This window comes from Thermomonospora catenispora (assembly GCF_006363815.1).
GTDB lineage: Bacteria > Actinomycetota > Actinomycetes > Streptosporangiales > Streptosporangiaceae > Thermomonospora > Thermomonospora catenispora.
Genome location: NZ_RRYT01000074.1, coordinates 1,229 through 3,821, shown reverse-complemented (window position 1 = coordinate 3,821; position 2,593 = coordinate 1,229). Strand labels below are relative to the sequence as shown.

Genomic DNA, 2,593 nt, shown 5'->3' with positions numbered 1-2,593 from the left:
CGGCCGGGTTTTTGCCTCCCGGCGGGACGCCCGTTCATCCGCTGCCCTGCGGCCCTGGCGGGCCTCCGGGAAGCGGACGACCGGCCCAGGGGTAAGCGCTGACGCCGCCCGCCATGACCGAACGAGTTCTCTGCTGGAGAGCCAGAAGGCATAGATCAGGCTCAGCCAGCACAGACCCACCACGGCCGCGAGGACCACCAGTTCTGGACTCACAGGAACACGGCTCCCAACAGGCACAGGCCCGAGTAGTAGACGAGGACGAAGGCCGCGAACTCACCGAGCGCCAACCAATCCGCTTCGGAGGTCGGCCACCACACCGGGACTCACCGCTCCGCGAGCTTCTGTGCCACGAGGACGCAGAGGAACAGCAGGAGCAGGACGAGCACCACGGCGAACGGCTCGGCGTAGGACGCGAGTAGAGCGAGGTTCTCGGAATCCGAGGAAGACCACCCCTCCGAAGACGACGGCGGAGACGGCTCCGCAGACGACGAGGGCGAGGGAGACGGAGCCGGTTCCGGTGCCGACGAAGGCTCCGGAGATGACTCCGAGGGAGACGGCGAAGCCGGAGGCGACGACGAGGAAGGGTCCGGGGTGGGGGGCTCGGTCGGCTCCGGAGACCCGGACGGCTCCGGTTCCGTGTCCATCAGCCACGACCGCCCGCCCACATCACGAGCAGACCGCCGACCAGAGCGACCAGCACCACGACCCCCGCCGCGATCAGCACCCGGTCAGGCGAGAACGCCTCGACCGATGCCAGCACATCAGCCACGACGACTACTCAGCGGCCGTGAGCAGGTTCTCGGCCTCGTCCCGACGGAGCGCCGTCGGGTAGTCCGCGACGTAGTCCAGGGTCGGCCGCTGACCGTAGACGTCGGCGTTGGCGAGGACATCGACCTTGTCGCNNNNGGCGAGGACATCGACCTTGTCGCCCATGTTGAACGTCCGACCGTTGCGGGTCGGGTCGAAGCGCAGGATCGAGACGCCGGAGGCCGCGACGATCACGGGAACGCTGTGGAAGGTGTACTCCTTGCCGTCCTTGTTGGAACGGACGACGTCCGTGACCGGGATACCGCAGTCACCAGTGACGCGCACGAGGTTAGCCATGAGAGTTCTCCATCTTGAATGCGCCCGGTCACAGCCGGTAGCGCGTAGCGTGATGTTTGCGGCAGGCCCAGGGGCTCAATCCATAAGGGCCTGCCGCCACCGTGAGAAGTCCATTAGGGGGAGCTTTCACGCGAGTCGCCGCCCGTCTCCCGGGCCGCACGTCTGAGAGAAGTATTAACCGGCGCTGACCATTCAGATTCACGGATTTGCGTTCGTGACGTTTCATTACGAGACGGTAACTCTCAGCCCCACGTCACCAGTCCCCAGGCGCAGCGCCCCGGCCCAAACCCACGGCCGGGACGGTGCCCCTGGAGACCGTCAGCCCGCCGACCTATCCTCAGCACACCGCCAGCCGAACACCGGCTGTCACTCTCCCAAGGGACACACCATGCGAACGAGCACACTGCTTATCTTGACCACCGCCGCGACGTCGGCGCTGTACGTGAAGCGATCACGTACACGAGCCCGGCTCACGAACACCGACCCGCGCGGCNGTCATCCGCGATCCAGGAGGCCCGGGTCCGAGGCGCGGCCGAGCACAAGACGAGCCACCGCTACGCGATCACGTTGAACCCCGGCATCAAGGGCACCCGTTGCGTGCTGTGCGGGGACTTCTTCGCATGAGCACGGGACAGTGGGGAACCGGCGCGCTGTTCTACCTGGAGGCCCTGTGGATTGGTCAAACGCTATGGGAGCTTTTGATACGCTGACGCACGTCAACCGACACCCCCCCCGTGTCTGACGCACATCACCAGAAGGCCCCCGGGACGGATCATCCCGGGGGCCTTCTGCGTGCCCGGACGGCCTACGAGCTCGGCAGCCGGAACCCCACCGGATGCCGAGCCCTCCGGCCGGCCGGAGCCGTGACCTCAGAACGAGGCCGGGAAATCCACCGCATCCTGTTCCAGCAGAAGCCACGCCCGGTAGTCCCGAATGCGGTCCGCCTGGAAGGCATGAGGCCGGATCGGAGACGGAGCCAGCGACCGGGCGAGCTGAGACGCAAACGCCGGGCCGTCATTGGCCGTGACGAACCCGGAGCCACCGGAGAACCGCCGCACGGAGCGCCGTGTCTGCCACCGCCACCGGCCGCGCACGTTCCCGTCCTCGTCCACCAGGGGGAAGCCGTCGGGACCGCGCCGGACGCGGAAGACCCGCACGCGCCGGGTCAGCCCTTTGGCGTCATGGTGACGGCGCAGGGTCCGGGAGACCTTGAAGAAGTCCTCCGGGGAGACGTCCACACCGGCCGTGACCTTCTCCAAGTTCCACCGGCCCCAGAACCGGCCGACGGACTGCCCCTCCCACAGCTCGGGAGCGGTGTTCTGGTACTCCTTCGCCCCACCGGCCGAGCCGCCGTGCTTGGAGAAGTAGACCGCCAGCCGCTGAGGGTCCGAGGCCCGCAGGCCGTCGGCGTAGTCCACGCCGGTCCCGGCCAGAATGTGGCGGCGGCGCTGTTCCGGGTCCGAGTGGTTCACCACGTCGGCCCAGGTCT

At 67.8% G+C, this 2,593-nt stretch carries 2 protein-coding genes; both read right to left on the bottom strand.

Features of this window, described 5'->3' with window-relative positions; genetic code table 11:
* Positions 1-643: 643 nt before the first annotated feature.
* Entirely contained in the window at positions 644-769 is a 126-nt protein-coding gene (locus tag EIO00_RS25770) for a hypothetical protein (RefSeq protein ID WP_277752908.1), read from the bottom strand.
* A 1,204-nt stretch (positions 770-1,973) separates the two neighbouring features.
* A partial coding sequence (locus EIO00_RS24375) for a hypothetical protein (RefSeq protein ID WP_206664252.1) occupies positions 1,974-2,593 on the bottom strand: 620 nt, incomplete at its 5' end.